The sequence below is a fragment of the Nostoc sp. CCY 9925 genome, from assembly GCF_963920935.1.
Lineage (GTDB): Bacteria > Cyanobacteriota > Cyanobacteriia > Cyanobacteriales > Nostocaceae > Nostoc.
This window is the reverse complement of the sequence record NZ_CAWUDO010000023.1, coordinates 20,397-36,029: the sequence shown is the minus strand read 5'-3', so window position 1 is coordinate 36,029 and position 15,633 is coordinate 20,397. Positions and strand designations below refer to the sequence as shown.

Below are 15,633 nucleotides of genomic sequence, written 5' to 3'. Positions count from 1 at the left end.
AAGTAAGTTTTTTAAATTTGGAATCGTTTGTCTTTTAAAGTCTTTGGTACTAGAACTTGTTTGATAAATTGACTTGACTTCTCTAAGGAGTCAGAGAAAGTCGAGTTTCGACAAATCGGCATGGGCGAACGGCGGTAAGGGTAATACTGCTCGGTTAAGCATTTTGAACTCGGAATTGGGTTCGGGTAAAAAGTTAAAGGTTTTTCTTTCCCACTTTCCCTTTTCCTCTTAACCGACAAGTATTGGGGGTAAGCGTGAATATCCGTCTCTTTACCCTTTTGACTTTAACTAATTGTGAGTTAAAATCACAAACTTCTAAAAGCCGCTTAATTACGAATTCTGAATTCAGAATTACAAAATCAAGGAGAATTACTATCTATGTCGTTCAAAATTCTCAGTTTAGACGGTGGTGGTATTCGTGGAGTTATTGCTGCACGGATACTTCAACAAGTAGAGCAAGAAATTAGAATTCAGGGTAAAGGAGAATTTTTACACGAATACTTTGATATGATTGCAGGCACTTCTACTGGTTCTATATTAACAGCTGGGATTGCCGTGGGAAAAGAGAGTGATGAACTAATTAAACTTTATCGAGAGAAAGGTAAAGATATATTTCCCCAAGATAGAAAAGACCGCTACAAAAGCTTGCCATCCATCATTAAAACAATTATTAATGTATTCTCACCACCTAAATATTCTCATGATGGTATTATTAATGTTCTCAAAGATGCATATAAAAGCAAAAGAATTAAAGATATTCAAAACCCCATTATTTTGATTCTTGCTTACGATACACTTTATCGCAATACAACCTTTTTTACTAATTGTCATCCCGATCTCGGAGACAGATGGTATGATGACTGTTTTTTATGGGAGATATGCACCGCTTCTGCCTCGGCTCCCACTTTTTTTCCACCCTATAAATTACAATGTGTTGATAAAGATAAATTTGGCGATTGGGTATTCCCACATATTGATGGGGGAGTTGGTGCTAATAACCCCTCTCTAGCTGCCCTGAGTTTAGCTTTGAGAGTAAGTCAATCTAATTCAGTTTCTGAAACAATTAAGCAACAATATAAACTTAATAATTTGGGGCTGGAAGATATTTCTATGCTTTCTATTGGTACAGGTCAAACTGGTGAACCATATCAATATGAACAAGTAAAAACATGGAAAGGCTTAGATTGGGTACAACATCTGACTGATATTTTTATGGAGCCTACATCTGAAATTGGTAGTACAATTTGCCGTCAAATTATGGGTGGATACAATTCTAAGCGTTACTTACGTCTTCAATTTGATTTAAATGAGAGATTTAAAGCCAAGCCGAATGAGACTTATAAAGATAGTCGGATTTTATTAAGCCAAGAGGAGCGAAAAAATCAGTTTACCCATGAAAATGTTAATGAAGAAATAGATAACACTCACAAAGAGATTATTGAGCAGTTAATAGATACTACATCTGCTTTTATTGACAAAGGCTGTAGCTACTATACGAGAGATGGAAATGGACCGCAGGTGAAAAAGGCGATCGCCTCTTTCATTAGAGATAACTAGTGCATCCACGTAAGTATATTAATGTTAGGCAAGTTATTCTAAAATTTCTCGTATTTCTACGCTATTTTATGTAGAAATACGATAATAATTCCTTGTTTATTGTTTAAGATAGTACTATTTACAGATGTAACTCAGAAAAATTATTGATAATTAGAATTATAAAAATTAGTCTCAAAAAATAAACTAGTTTATTTTTGTGTATAGATTACGAACATAAGTTGGGAATACTAAGTATTAGAACAAGTTAAACAACTTATGCAGAACTTGATTGTTGTTTAGCTTTTCTGTACTAGCTTTAGCTGCTAAATAATTTAGATTAGTTCTCGCAATGACAGTAGAAAACTAATCCAGTTCAACTAAACTAATTAAATTCTGTCAAACCTCTCATTTTAACCCAACAACAGTTAACATTTGCTTGAATCATAAACCGTCAAAACTAGGTTTTTAACTGATTTTTTAGCCATAAAGCTAGTAAACATTAATTTTAAATTTCTCAATACTGTTCAGGCAACAATCACTGTAGGTTCAATACTATTCGGATTCAAAAGATTAACCGAAGTGTATTGTAATTCAACCTGCTGGTGTCTCGCGTTTTTAGCTTTAACTGAACCGTATATCTGCTGTTGACCAATTCTCTCTTTTATTTTTGGTTGAGATAACAATGTTAGTGATTTACAGTGGTGAGCGTGGTAGTGGTAGATAGAAGGAGTGCATAACTCCTATTCATACTGAATTCTGACCTCTGACTTTTGAATTCTGCTGTAAATGGCAGCAATAGTTTTGTCAATGGCACAACCGAAAGGTGTGATTTCTGCCTGACGTAGGCGTAGCCCGTCGTAGACATCGCCTTCGTATCCGTGTGTCAAACTTATACTCAGATAACTATTTGGCTTGTATGGCATTCGTTCTGCCCATTCAATAGCCACAATTCCTGGTGTCACCTCAACACCTTCCCAGTAACTTTCTAAATTCAGGCTTAGAACTTCTTGCGGTTCTAGGCGATATAAATCTAGGTGGTAAAGGGGAAGGCGTCCTTCGGTGTACTCATTAATCAAAGTGAAAGTGGGACTGACAATCGGTTCAGTAATTCCCAAACCCTTGCCAATGCCTTGAACTAGGGTAGTTTTGCCTGTGCCCAAATCACCTTCTAGTAAAATTACACTGCCAGGGAGTAGGGATTCACCGAGAGTAATACCTAAACGTAATGTTGCCTCTGTATCTGCAAGAAAAATTTTCATAATTAGGCATTGGGCATGAAAAGAGGACAAGGAGATGGAGGGAATAACTAATGACTATTTTCCATGATTAGCTCTACCGTACCACCGCAATAACACTCGTGCTAGTTTCTGCGGATTGTGACGTATAATACCTATTTCATCTTCATATAAAACATTAGCTGGGACAATTCGCCGTCCTAGCTCAATTACGGCTTCTCTATCTAGGAAAACTGGATGAGAATTTTGTTGGGCGTAGCGAATGAGTGATTGCTCGGAGGGGGATTTTTTGTGTACTAGTACAGCATCAAATAGCTGTATTTGCTGACAAGCGGCATCAATCGCTCGGATGTGATCGGCAACAGTATATCCTTCAGTTTCTCCTGGTTGAGTCATTATATTGCAGATATAGATACGGGGAACCTTTGCTTTGGCGATCGCATCGGCAATTTCTGGTACTAATAAATTAGGAATCAGGCTAGTATAAAGGCTACCTGGGCCAATAATAATGTAATCTGCTTCTTTAAGTGCCTTGATAGCTGCTGGTATCGCTGGGGGATTAGCTGGAATACAGCCAATTTTGACAATTTTTCCGGCAGCTTTGGGAATGTTAGACTCTCCTTCAATGCGGCGACCATCGGCTAATTCTGCCCAGAGGCGAACATCACTGAGAGTTGCTGGTAGTACTTGTCCCCGCACCGCTAGCACTTTGGAACTAGCTGCAACTGCACGTTCCAAATCTCCAGTAATATCACTCATAGCTGTTAAAAATAAATTGCCAAAACTATGACCTGTTAACCCATCTCCAGCACGAAAGCGGTATTGAAATAATTCTGTTAATAACTTTTCTTCATCTGCTAGGGCTGCTAAACAATTGCGAATATCTCCTGGTGGTAGTACGCCAAATTCCTGGCGCAATCGCCCAGAAGAGCCACCATCATCGGCTACGGTTACAATGGCAGTAATATTAGCGCTGTAAGTTTTTAATCCCCTTAATAACGTAGAAAGCCCCGTACCACCGCCAATCACTACTATTTTCGGTCCTCGGTACAATCTACGATGCGCCAACAGAACATCAATGAGTTCCTCTTCATCATTTGATCTTAATACCTTAGTAATCGATCCGACGGTGCGAGTCTGCCCCCAAAGCAGTAACAGCAAGCCGCCAAGCAGCACCAAAGGGCCGCTAATATAGTTGGGTAAGATCTCGGTGATTACTCCCAGGAAACTCCTAACCAACTCGAACATCCAAAAAATTGGGGTCAGCTTAATCCAAATAGCTAACCCCAAAATTGCTAGCAGTACACCTCCAACACTGATTAACAACCAACGTTTAATCGATAGGCCAGGGGATAACCATTTGAACCACTGGTTAACGCGATAGGAAGTACGAGAGGGCGACTGCTTTCGCAGGGCGTTGAGGGCTTGTCTGAGAAAACCAATTGACATACCTGATGATTCACAGCAGTGCTACAAACTAATAATTAACAGAAAATCTACACCACTTGGTTTCAAACACGAGGCGTGAAACTATTATATTTTTCAATCCCATTACGCTAACAAGCAAGTCGTCAACATTGCCAGTGTTCCCAGTTAAACAATACCTTGGCTTGGTAAGAGTGAATTTAATGGAAAAACGAATTTTAGGATTAGATCCAGGACTGGCAATTTTAGGATTTGGGGCAATTACCTGTACACAAATTCCCAACAAGATGCAAGAGACTACAGTAAATATGCTGGATTTTGGGGTAATCAAAACATCAGCAGATGTTGAAATGGCACAGCGCCTATGCACCTTGTTTGATGATTTACACACCGTAATTGAGGAATTTCAACCAGATTTAGTGGCGATCGAGAAACTATTCTTCTATCGTATGTCAAGTACTATCCTGGTTGCACAGGCGCGGGGTGTAGTTATGTTAGTGTTGGGACAGCGCCGACTTCCCTATGTGGAATTTACTCCTGCTCAAATTAAACAAGCCTTAACAGGGTATGGCAATGCCGATAAGTCTGAAGTACAAGAAGCCGTGGCGCGGGAGTTGGATTTAGATGATATTCCCAAGCCAGATGATGCTGCGGATGCTTTGGCAGTGGCGTTGACAGCGTGTTATCAAATTTAATTGTGTAAAACGAGAATAAAGTTGGAAACTGAATAATAAACTTGGAAACTAGAGAATAAAGTTGGAAACTAACTGGCACATCTTTCTTTAGCACCTCAGCTAAACAAAGCTGGCTACAATGCCAGCTTCATTCTAACTTACCTAAAATTCGCTATTAATTTATCTGAAATGCCTTCAGATAATGAATTTATTTTAAATTAAATTGATTTTTTTTCTCAAGTTTTTTGTTTTTGAAAAGAACGGTAATGCCAGAACTATTAGCATTTCTCCAAATATACGTCATAGTTATCTCAGACCTTTCTACCTCAACACCTCGGCCAAGAATAGACTCAACTTCTGTTAGGGTCATACCAGGTTCAAGCCTAATATATTCGGCAAGCCCAAGGTTTTGCTTTTCACTTATAGTGTCGGTGCTATTAGACTTGGAAGGCGGTATTGAATCTGTTGCCTGTTTAAAACCATAACCTAAACCCGAACCAAGTGTAATGCCAATCAAGAACACTTTAGCTAGCAAGTGGACAGAGTTAGGAGGTTGTGGCTTTTGGCCATTACCCCCGTTTAGAATAGACATGGACTCCTCCTGGAGTTACAAAAAATTAGATTGATATTTTTCCTGTTGACGTAGGAAATGAAAAATCAAATTGTCGGGAGAGTTGATGAGCCAACATCAACTCTTCTTTTGTAGCAATAGATGAATTTATGAGCGTTTCCTTTTAAACGCCCATAAGAATATGAAAGGCACTTTGCCCACTAACTGAAAAAACTCCTAACTCTCCTGTAAAAAAATCTCCCGCCCGTAAGCTATTTGGCCAGGGGAGAGATTTTGTAATATTTGAATAAACGTACCCCAAGATGTGTTACTATTCTGCCCGGTTTTCTGAGCCGTCAAAGTCAGGTGTGTATAACACTCATCTTGCAATGATTCTTCCCAACCATTTTCTCTAAGCCGACCTGGTAGTTGCAGTGCTGGATCTAGAGAGCTACTGAAGATTAACTCCGAAAAAGGTAATTCTTTGGCAAGTTCGTAGTTATTGTGTTTGAGCTTGAATCTACGATCGCACAAATGGTAGCGGATGTACCCCCCAATATCGGTTACTCGAAGATAAGGTAATTTAATTGACATTGGATTTTTCTCTTTCAAATTTTGGAGATGCGATTGAAAGGCTATTCATTGGGAAGGTTTGGTTATGGCAGCTACTCAGTAACGATCAAATCTACATGAAAAAAATTGCTACTAATCAGTAGCCAGTACTTATCAAGTATTTGTCGCTTATCTGACTCACGGGTGATTGCTGACTGTTTTTTTAGAATAGCATACCCAGAATTTTATCCATGTGTACTCACAAAATTTTAAATTTGATTTTCTGGGCTTGAGATGCTATATTAGCATTGATCGGAAATTAGGTATAGTTTGGCACGAATAATTTATTAAGATGGGATTCCTCCACAGCACCTTAACCTTGTCAGTTGGAGGATAAATTTGTTGGCTTGAGGCAAATTCAAGAGCCAATTTGCTGTAGTGGAGGCAAGGAAATTGAAAGCACCAGCCCATACTCGAATTACACCGGGAATTCTGCATCAAGAAGATTGTTGGAGTGCTGGTTTATACTGCTCATCAGCTCAGCAGATTTTTAGTGGAGGTATTTCCCGTAAGGCAATTGGCGAAATTGGCAACTGTCTTGAAGGTTGGCGGGTGAGTACTCAATCTTGGACTAATACTTACGATCGCAGGATTGAGGAAACGCCTATTTACCGTCAGGCAAACTTGGATTGTATGAAATTTCGCCTTGATCCTGAACACTGGGAAAAACCAACAATGGAGGAGGAATGGTGTGTTCAACCTGGGGATGTGGTGCTGAATAAAATTCCGCCTGTGCGGGCTGCGGTGGTAACTTTTCGCCTACCTCGTCACCCAGTCGATGCCAACTGCATCCTGATTAGGGGTGTTCAATCTCCTTTTGGTGTCTGGGTAGCATTTTGTCTGAACCAAAAACCTTATGAGGCTTATCTTGTTCAACGGCAAGGGTCAGCTATTTTACCTCGTGTCAGTTTAAGGGTGCTGTCTAATATGCATATCCCTCTACCGACAGTAGAGGAGGCAAGTGTGCTTCAGGGGAATGTCTGGGATTGGAACGATGAGATTTTGGATAATCACGAGTCGCTAGTGCGCTTGCTGGGTGAAGTTGAAGCTTATATGGCTGAGGAACACAAACAATTAGATGAGTCCGAGGCAGTTTCTAGTGATTCATTATCAACTGGGCGGTTTTTTCCGGGTGAGTCAATTGATGATTCTTTATTACCTACTCATGTCCAGCTTTCCCATCGACTGCACCAGTTAAAACATCAATTGGGATGGGTTTCTTTAGCAAAACTGCTTTCAGCAGATGAAATTCCGAGAAGTCGCCTACATGGTGATGTTCCGCAACGGGGATATTATTTGCGGTTGAGCGATATTGGAACAGATTTAAGTTTTTCGCAACCAGAGGAAACAGAAAGTGAGCGACTATCGCATATGTTTTATCGTGTTTTTCGCGAACCTCTGACTCCTGGGGAAGTATTGCTATCAACTTTAGTGAGTCACCCGCGCGTGGCTTTTATTGATGAAGCACCGTCTACCAAAATTTACGTGACTGACCATTTGGAACGGTTACGGTTTAGAGAAACACCAGGCGCTTGGGCACTAGTGTTAAATACTACTGCTATTCGCACTCAATTAAAAGGAATGGCAATAGGAACTGTGCAACAGTTTACTTATCCTGCAAATATTCCACGCTTGACAGTTCCCAATGTACCTTTAGAACTGCGCCAGCGATGGGAAAAATTATTACGTCGCCATCACCAGCGACAGCGAGAGTTAAACGAACGATGGCAAGTTATTTGGAATGATGCACAGACTTTGTTTGAGGAAGTTCATAAATGAGGAAATGAGGAATGGGACATTTACTTAATTACACAGGGTTTTAAATGGGTATGACACCAGCGATTTACGAAGAAATTACCACTGCATTAAAGCGCGAAAATTTACCGCTAACTAAAGTATGTGAACTGGCTAAAAATTCTGGTAGCAATTGGTCAGAAACACAGGTTCACCTTTTTCTTGCCTGTATGGATGGTGTGGAAGTTGACACGGTATCGGAGGATTTACCACTGGTGAGGTTAGGTCAACGGACTGAGAAAGAAGAACTGGTGGAAGCGATTATTCAAGTAGTCAATTCTAATACTGGTAAACCAATATCGGCTGCGGAAATTCGCCGCAAGTTACCAGGAAAGTTTACTACTACAGAGGCGCAAATCAAAGCTTTGGCAAAAGAAACTCCTGTGTTGGAAGTTTTCGGGCCTGGACTCATTCGTTACAAAGGTTAATTGACCAAAATTAGGGATATGGCAAAGACAAAAACGGAAGCAAAACAAGAATCTTCGGGTGTGCAAGAGATATTAACGACTCTGTGCCAACAATATAATAATGATGGTTTTGATAAGTTAATTACGCTGACGAGTTCGGCGGATGAGGAAGCCGCAGCTATTGTTTGGGGACAGTATCAGGGAGTAGAAACACCCCGTATTTTCCTATTAGCATTAGCACCGGGACACTGGGATAAGGCAAATGCAGAATACGTTCAACAAAAATCCTATACCTTACCGCCTGCTGATACTAGAGAAGATGAGTTTCCCCAGTTTGGTGTGGTTAGTGATGGGGAACATAAAACATTCTTTGAATTAAGCTTTCCGGCTTACGAAATTGACCGTCTCCCGACACTCACAGAAATTAACGAATACAAACGCATCAAGGCTGACCCGACTTATCGGTGGTCAATGAAGATGTATGACCGTTTGATGCGGGGGTTTGATGAATTTCATGAACAGGTTTATCAAAACGTCCGGGATAACGTTTCTAGTTCTAATGACATTATCCGGGAAGTTACAAAAATCCTGTTTTTAGAATCTTTCCGCTTGCATCATGAAGGTTCTAATTTAGAATTTCAGCACGACAACCAAACGCTGAATTTAAATCAAATTTTTAACGTTGCTTACGTCAAACAACACGGTAAAAAAGCAGTAGCACAAATTCAGGCGGCTTTTGACTACTTTAAATCTCACGCTGACTATGTGGTGACAGATGATAACGGCGAGCATCACGCAATTTTTGATGAACAAACTCACCTCCGACTAGGACAACCCCGCAACTACGAAACCTTATTAGATTTAATTCAAAATTTGGGGGCTGTTACTAATAATTACGATCAGGTGGTGAAAACGCAAGGTACATTGGCAAATATTGCGGCGGATGTGCTGGGGCGGTTGTTAGATGTGTTTTTGCGGGCTAAGTTTAAACCGGAGGGGATGGGGGTATATTTGACTCCTGCACCTGTAAAACAGGCGATGTTGGCTATTGCTTTTCACGATATTAAGGAAGAAACGCCGGAACTGCTAACAGCGCGGGATGAAGATTGGAAGCCACTTTTTCGCTTTTGTGACCCTGCTTGTGGAAGTTATGGGTTTGGTGCAGTGGCGATGGGCTATTTAGAACGGGCGTTACTAGAAATATTGGGGAAGGAAACTTCTGAAGATGTGCGCCGTGACAAGCTGTTTCAGGATATGTGCCAGTACAGTTTTATTGGTGCGGACAATTCCCAAGATATGGTAACGTTGGCGCGGGTAAATATGGCGTTGTTGGGTGCGCCAAAAGCAAAAATTTTTCGTACCTATGACTCGTTAATCACTGATCAACTTAAACCCTGTAGTTATGACTTGATTTGTACTAACCCGCCTTTTGGTACGCCGAAGTTTAGCAAAGGTCAGGATAAGGCTAAAAAAAGCTATGAGGAAGCGAGGAAAAAGATTTTACAACAGTTTCGCTCTGATTTGGTAGAGAATCCCAAGAAAGCGGGAACTTATACTTATGAGCCTTCTGTGTCTGGGTTGGCGATGGGTGGAAAGCCGGATAGTAAGGGTATATGGAAGCCTGTTTCTGCCAGTATTGACCCAGCAGTTTTATTTATTGACCGTTGTTTACAATTGCTGAAGCCGGGAGGAAGGTTATTAATTGTATTGCCTGATGGGGTGCTTTGTAACTCTGGGGATAAATATGTGCGTGAGTACATAATGGGTACAAAAGATGAGGCAACGGGTCAATTTCATGGTGGGAAGGCAATAGTTAAGGCGGTAATTAGTTTGCCATCGGATACGTTTAAGTTGTCGGGAACTGGTGCAAAAACTAGCATTTTATATCTGCAAAAACGTCAAGCAAGAGAAGAAGACCCACAGCGTTTTCAGGATGAACCACAGCCTGATGTGTTTATGGGGGTGGCAGATACTTTGGGGTATTTAGTTAAGAATAACGTTGAAGATTACAGTGCTGGTGTGCCAAATGATTTGGCAAAAATTCAAGGAGCTTATGTGAGGGGAGAATAATTTTATGCAAATTTCTAGAGCTTCTTGGATAGACTTGCGAAATCGGATTGATCCACAATTTTACCACCCACAAAATCTAAAAGATGTTGCAGAAATTAATAAATTTAAAACAACTCGTTTAGATGATTTGCGTTATCGTGATACTAAAATTTCATATGGCGTTTTAAAACCACGGTTTGTTGAATCTAACTTTAAACTAGTAAGGATTCAAAATTTTGAAGATCCATTTTTGGATATTGACTCTTGTGAAGGAATTGCTGAAGAGCAGTTTTTGGAATATCAACGTTCAGAGTGCTGTGAAGGAGATATTTTAATTGCCATTGGAGGTTATGTTGGACGTGCAGCCATTATTCCGAAGCTTTCTTCAGTAAGACTAAATATAAATCAACATATTGCTCGCTTCAGACCTAATACAACGAAAAAATTTGATTTTTATTTTCTTTTGAGCTATCTCATTAGTTCCATTGGCTATAGGCAACTGAATCGTTATGTATCAGGTGCAGTTCAAGCTGGTATTAATTTAGAAGATTTACGAGAGATTCCTATCCCAACACCTATAATTCATGCTCAAACATACATAGGGGATAAGGTGAGGTTGGCGGAGAGGTTGAGAGACCGATCGCGAATATTAGCAGCAGACATTCAAGATAAGATGCAGGAATGTTTTTATAGCAATCCAAAGCCTCGCCCTAGCAAACACCATCGTATTAATTCGGATGTTTTGACAGCGAACAGATTAGAGTATGAGTTTTATACACCTTTAGGACTGTGGGCTGATGCAGAAATACGGGGTAGTCAGTGGCCCTATAAACGACTTGCTAACATTTCCCTTCGGATCAAAGATGGCCCAGGAGGTTGGGGTGTTTCAACAAGTGATTATGTCAATATAGGTGTTCCTGTAATTCGTGCAATTAATTTAATTGATGGAGAGTGTGATTTAACAGATTGCGTTTATATTACTCCCAAAAAACATAAAGAATTAGCAAGCCACACTGTCAAACAAAATAGTGTCTTACTTTCAGTACGAGGGACAATAGGTAGGGCTGCTGTTTTTGAATCAGATGAATACAAAGAAGTTAATCTCAATGCAGCAGTAGTTACAATTGACTGTAACAATGAAATCTTGCCTCACTTTTTAGCTGAATTTTTAAATACGGAAGTAGGTAAAATTCAAAGTCAGCGCATGGCTAATGGCGCGGTTCAACTAAATATGAATCTAGAGGAAACAGGAAATAACCTGATAGTTGTACCGCCTAAAGATTTCCAAGAAAAAATAGTTAGTTTGAGACAGAATAGACTTGCGACGAAGAGTTTTAGTGAAAAATTTACCACCGCCGCAAAACTCCTAGTTGAAGCCCTCATCGAAGGCAAACTGACTGAAGAAGAACTCAAAATCGCCCAAGAAGCACTACAAAAAGGCGACAGAGAACCAGACAAAGCCATCCTCTCACGCCTCACCCGCAAAGGCTACGACATCAAAGACGAACCCCCCTTATTTCCCGACTTAGACCTTCTCTATCAAACAATTGACCAATTAAAAGCTGATGAACAAGGCGAATAAATTCTAAATTCAAAACAGAGAATCACAGAAAAATCACCCGTTCTCCATTCCCCAAATCTATGAAATGCACAATCAACCTACCTGATACCCTAGCCCAACAACTAGAGGAATACTTACAAGATAATCCCAAACAAACCTTAGATAGCCTCATCCAAGAAGCACTAGAAGAAAAACTGACCAGCAAAAACTTGTCTAAACTGCTTAACTTAGCCGGAATTGTCAGCGAATCTCCCACAAATGCCAGCGAATATGCAGTTATTCCTAAAAAACTTTAATGAACTACGGATTAATGAACTACGAAGAACTAATCAACGATATTAGCCATATTAATAATACAGCGCAAACAGCAGTTGTAAGAGCAATAAACCAAATTCAAACAATTCGCAACTGGTTTATCGGTGCTTATATTGTTGAGTATGAACAAAATGGGGTAGACCGAGCCGCATATGGTACACAACTAATAAAAAAACTAGCCGATGATTTAAAACATCGCAGTATTGAAGGACTATCAGACCGAAATTTAAAAAATTTTCGACAATTTGCCTTAACTTATCCAGGCTTGGCTAAGAATGAAAATTTATCTGCTTTTCTTCCCCTAATCAGTTTACCAGTAAGCAATCTCCCAATTCGGCAGACAGTGTCTGCCGAATTTAAAACGATACCACAAAATCTATTCCCAGCACTGGAAGCACGCGAGCAACAGCAACCTTCGCTGTCATGGCAAGACAACGGCTACTACCAACGTTTGTTTACCTCCCTGTCTTGGTCTCATATGCTGGAATTAACTCGGATTGAAGATACTACTAAACGTGCTTTTTATGAACTTGAATGTATAAAAGGTAACTGGTCAATCAGAGAACTTAAGCGTCAAATGAACAGTATGCTTTATGAAAGGGTAGGTCTATCTAAAGATAAAGATGCTGTGCTTGCTCTTGCTAATCAGGGACAAATCCTTGATAGTCCTAAAAATGTGTTGCGCGACCCCTACGTTTTAGAATTTTTGGGACTAGAAGAACGAAATACCTACTCGGAATCTGAGTTAGAACAGGCTTTAATTGACCATTTGCAAGACTTTATGCACGAACTGGGCCGGGATTTTTGCTTTGTTGACCGCCAGTATCGCATCACAGTAGACGCAGAACATTATTTTATTGACCTCTTATTCTACCATCGTGCTTTACGATGCCTGATTGCCATTGACTTAAAGCTAGGGAAGTTCCGTCACGATTACGCTGGACAGATGAACTTCTACCTCAACTATTTAAAAGAGAATGTCACCTATCCTCATGAAAACCCTCCTGTCGGGATTCTCCTGTGTGCCGAAAAAGATGCCGAAGCTGTTCATTATGCCACTGCGGGATTAGATAATCAATTATTTGTGTCTCGCTACTTAGTTGCACTCCCCTCAGAAGAAACTCTCAAAAAGTGGCTAAAAGAAGAACAGGACAGATTAGAACAAAAATTTGATTTCGATACTGAGAGGGAAAAATGATTGTTTCCCCAACCATCATCCGTTCTCTCGAACAACTTCTGACAACAGGCGAAGTTCCCGCCGCAGACATTAGCCCCCTAAAAACAGGTGAAACTCTGGGACTGTGGACAACATCCGCCAATACTAACCGCGCTGTCGCCACCCCCACCACTGTTCAATTATTGCAAACCTTACCCAGCCTATCGGAAACAGTCGCCGCACTCCTCAGTTGCGAACCAGAAATCCGCCAAGCCTGGGGTAAAATTATCGCCGCCCGATTGCAAGAACTAGGTACAAGACGGGATACTCAAGGACTTTGCGAAGCTATCACAACCTTAGGACAAGCTGCTGAAACATTACTGAAATTATTGCCCCAAGCAGCCCTCACCGCTACCAAGTACAGCGAAATAGAACGCATCATTTTTGAAGTCCCAGCCGAACAAGCCCAAGCTACACCGAAATTGCAGCGCGTCTTCGGTGCTACCGCCTCCTTAGTAGAAGGAAAACAGGGAACACCTGCAAATTCTCTCCCAGATATCGACTTCCTCAACCCTGCGATTAATTGGGTGCGGGGACGGTTGCTGCGTTTACCCACTGCGGAAAGCCCTAAATTACTAGCTACAAATTCCTCGGTATTATTTGGTGAGTGCGGAGAATTAACCCCTGCGGAAATCAATCACCAGGACACCCCAGACCAAGCTATTATGCGCTGGGTACTTTTCCGCCCTTGGTTGTTTCTTTTAGCACAGATTGTTTTTACACAAGAAGCCTGGGCAGCAGAACGCATCTCTGGCAAATTATCTCTAGAACTTGAATCTAGCCAACTATCCCAATTTTACGAGCCTACGCAAGTGCTAGTCGTCATTACTACCCCGCTTGGCGAAGAGGTGATTTGCGGTAGCCTCGCTGAACTACTACTACTGGTCTTAAATCAGTTAGGAGTTGACATACTTACACCCAACTTATCCACAACAGAACTTGATAACCAACTTGCACCTTTAATCAACAACTTATTGCATCAGAAAGTTTGGCGTTTCCAAACTGGTACAAGTAGACAACGTTCTGGTTACGTCATTCACCCCGAATTTTCTGATAGCTGCTATCGCGTATTAGGCAGTAAATCTTTTATTCGCCTGAGTAATCATATCACCTCTGCGATTCGCAATACCTGCGATCGCTGGGTAAAAGAAAAACTTGCCACTACTGGCAATACTGCGCTGTTGGAGGTCAGCACCACATGAGCAAGAAAATGTCAATCCTACTTGCGCCTCCCTCCTTTTGGTCAGAACCCCGCGACCCAGAAGCTTGGTTACGGGCATTAGCTATTCTGGCAAAGTCAGAAAAAACCACATTTTCCGGTTACTGGTCAACCTGGGAACAGCATCTTACTAATACAGTTTCCCGCCGTAGCACTCCCGGACTTTTTGGGCTGGACAGTACAAGTAAACCCGCGAAAATCCTTGGTGTGGGCTTTTTAGAACAAATCCCCGCCAGTAAAAACTGGAAATTAGCTGATGAAGCGCAATTACTCCTCAACCTCTGGCGCGACAACGACACCCAAAAAACCCTCGAAGCCCTAGCCGTGCATTTATTGAAATGGAGTGTTTGGTTACGTGTTCTACTGCTGCACCTGACTTTAGGCGATTGGCAACTGATTCATTGGCAGAAACCCATTCAGGTAAATTCAACATCCCCAAACTGGACAAAAGATATAGAAAACGCTTGCCTTGGTGCTTGGCTGAGTTCAGCTTCTAGCCCTCTACTACAAAACAACAGAAGCAAAAATACTAACGACAAAAGCAATAATAGCTACAATATAAATATTAAATTTACCCAAAAGCAATTATCTCTAATATCATTAAAAGCACCATTATATCTGCTCGATAGTATCGATTGGCTACGAAATGGGCAATTAAATTTACCGTCATATTTATTACATCAATCAGAACTAGCTATTTTATCACCATTAGCTAACTCTCCCAGCACTCAACTTCAGTCTGCTACCAGCACCTACGCCGATATTCGCGGATTTTCGCCCATCGAACCCGTTATGCGATCACTGGCTGAAAAAACTGCGATCGCCTCAGCTTTAGAAACTGGCAGTAGCTTTGAAAAATGGATGGATGAGTTGCTGAGTGCAGCTTTGACAAAAGGCGCAATTGAACTACACGCCGCCGAACCAGGGCAAGCAAGACATGGCAGAGGATTATTTGGCGACAGACAACGCAAATTAGTTAACTGGAGTATTCACCCAGAATTTGACACTTTATTTCAAGCTTTTAAACCTAAAAACTAAAC

The 15,633-nt window shown here is 40.9% G+C and carries 14 protein-coding genes; 10 read left to right on the top strand and 4 right to left on the bottom strand.

Translation table 11 applies throughout. The annotated features are described in order from the left end of the window. The first annotated feature begins 378 nt into the window (after positions 1-378). Positions 379-1,557: a patatin-like phospholipase family protein gene (locus ACM0OY_RS14485; protein WP_414569536.1), complete on the top strand. Its 1,179-nt coding sequence runs from the start codon at positions 379-381 to the stop codon at positions 1,555-1,557. A 719-nt stretch (positions 1,558-2,276) separates the two neighbouring features. On the opposite strand, the gene tsaE is transcribed toward ACM0OY_RS14485, so the two are convergent. Both tsaE and ACM0OY_RS14475 read right to left on the bottom strand, forming a co-directional pair. Continuing rightward, positions 2,277-2,795 (bottom strand): tRNA (adenosine(37)-N6)-threonylcarbamoyltransferase complex ATPase subunit type 1 TsaE, encoded by a 519-nt coding sequence (gene tsaE, locus ACM0OY_RS14480; RefSeq protein ID WP_414569535.1) that lies wholly within the window; start codon positions 2,793-2,795, stop codon positions 2,277-2,279. A 54-nt stretch (positions 2,796-2,849) separates the two neighbouring features. Then, positions 2,850-4,220 (bottom strand): gluconeogenesis factor YvcK family protein, encoded by a 1,371-nt coding sequence (locus tag ACM0OY_RS14475; RefSeq protein ID WP_414569534.1) that lies wholly within the window; start codon positions 4,218-4,220, stop codon positions 2,850-2,852. 179 nt (positions 4,221-4,399) lie between these two features. Between ACM0OY_RS14475 and ruvC the strand changes: the two genes are divergently transcribed. Continuing rightward, positions 4,400-4,891: a crossover junction endodeoxyribonuclease RuvC gene (gene ruvC / locus ACM0OY_RS14470; RefSeq protein ID WP_414569533.1), complete on the top strand. Its 492-nt coding sequence runs from the start codon at positions 4,400-4,402 to the stop codon at positions 4,889-4,891. A gap of 187 nt (positions 4,892-5,078) precedes the next feature. Here ruvC and ACM0OY_RS14465 read toward each other — a convergent pair whose 3' ends face one another. Together ACM0OY_RS14465 and ACM0OY_RS14460 are read right to left on the bottom strand one after the other, a co-directional pair. Continuing rightward, a complete protein-coding gene (locus tag ACM0OY_RS14465) occupies positions 5,079-5,462 on the bottom strand; it encodes a hypothetical protein (RefSeq protein ID WP_414569532.1) in 384 nt (127 codons plus the stop codon). Positions 5,463-5,657: 195 nt separating this feature from the next. Continuing rightward, complete coding sequence (locus tag ACM0OY_RS14460) at positions 5,658-6,014, bottom strand: hypothetical protein (RefSeq protein ID WP_414569531.1); 357 nt, start codon at positions 6,012-6,014, stop codon at positions 5,658-5,660. Between the two features lie 411 nt (positions 6,015-6,425). Here ACM0OY_RS14460 and ACM0OY_RS14455 point away from each other — a divergent pair, with 411 nt between their 5' ends. The 8 genes from ACM0OY_RS14455 to ACM0OY_RS14420 are packed head-to-tail and all read left to right on the top strand — an operon-like array spanning position 6,426 to position 15,631. Then, positions 6,426-7,811, top strand: a complete 1,386-nt coding sequence (locus tag ACM0OY_RS14455; protein ID WP_414569530.1) for a hypothetical protein — start codon at positions 6,426-6,428, stop codon at positions 7,809-7,811. A gap of 44 nt (positions 7,812-7,855) precedes the next feature. Further along, on the top strand, positions 7,856-8,254 hold the full coding sequence (locus tag ACM0OY_RS14450; protein WP_414569529.1) for a hypothetical protein: 399 nt from the start codon (positions 7,856-7,858) through the stop codon (positions 8,252-8,254). An 18-nt stretch (positions 8,255-8,272) separates the two neighbouring features. Beyond that, the gene (locus ACM0OY_RS14445; RefSeq protein ID WP_414569528.1) at positions 8,273-10,303 is read left to right on the top strand and encodes an HsdM family class I SAM-dependent methyltransferase; all 2,031 of its coding nucleotides are present in this window, start codon (positions 8,273-8,275) and stop codon (positions 10,301-10,303) included. A gap of 4 nt (positions 10,304-10,307) precedes the next feature. Further along, a complete protein-coding gene (locus tag ACM0OY_RS14440) occupies positions 10,308-11,864 on the top strand; it encodes a restriction endonuclease subunit S (protein ID WP_414569527.1) in 1,557 nt (518 codons plus the stop codon). A 59-nt stretch (positions 11,865-11,923) separates the two neighbouring features. Then, positions 11,924-12,139 (top strand): hypothetical protein, encoded by a 216-nt coding sequence (locus ACM0OY_RS14435; RefSeq protein WP_414569526.1) that lies wholly within the window; start codon positions 11,924-11,926, stop codon positions 12,137-12,139. After that, complete coding sequence (locus ACM0OY_RS14430) at positions 12,139-13,356, top strand: PDDEXK nuclease domain-containing protein (protein ID WP_414569525.1); 1,218 nt, start codon at positions 12,139-12,141, stop codon at positions 13,354-13,356. The genes ACM0OY_RS14435 and ACM0OY_RS14430 overlap by 1 nt, the downstream gene beginning before the upstream one ends. Further along, a complete protein-coding gene (locus ACM0OY_RS14425; RefSeq protein WP_414569524.1) occupies positions 13,353-14,576 on the top strand; it encodes a hypothetical protein in 1,224 nt (407 codons plus the stop codon). Before ACM0OY_RS14430 ends, ACM0OY_RS14425 begins: the two co-directional genes overlap by 4 nt. An 8-nt stretch (positions 14,577-14,584) precedes the next feature. Continuing rightward, positions 14,585-15,631, top strand: coding sequence for a hypothetical protein (locus ACM0OY_RS14420; protein WP_414569523.1), 1,047 nt, complete (start codon positions 14,585-14,587; stop codon positions 15,629-15,631). Positions 15,632-15,633 lie beyond the last annotated feature (2 nt).